Below are 343 nucleotides of genomic sequence, written 5' to 3' on the forward strand. Positions count from 1 at the left end.
ACACGGCGCGGATCGATCCTCAGTCTAACTTCTTCACCAGGTCGGACTGTCAGTCGATCCTTGACGATAGCGTCGATAGGATCATCGCCAAGTTTGGCGAATATCTGTGTCTCGGAGCCGGTCGGCTCCAGCACCGAAACCGTTGCCGACAAACCGTCGGGCGCGATGTCGATATGCTCGGGACGTATGCCGTAGATGACCGGCTGGCCGCCCTGCGCCCTCGCCCCGTCAGCCGGCAGCACGGATCCGGTATCCGACACAAATATCTGCCTGCCGTCCTTCGAAACGACCTTGCCCTTGATGAAGTTCATCGCCGGCGAGCCGATGAAACCGGCGACGAAGA

Annotated in this window: 1 protein-coding gene; it reads right to left on the reverse strand. The window is 60.1% G+C overall.

Annotated features, from left to right (window positions below):
- A partial coding sequence (locus tag EN807_RS33510) for a TOBE domain-containing protein (RefSeq protein WP_135938019.1) occupies positions 1–343 on the reverse strand: 343 nt, incomplete at both ends.

The organism is Mesorhizobium sp. M5C.F.Ca.ET.164.01.1.1 (genome assembly GCF_004792125.1).
Taxonomy (GTDB): Bacteria; Pseudomonadota; Alphaproteobacteria; order Rhizobiales; family Rhizobiaceae; genus Mesorhizobium; species Mesorhizobium wenxiniae.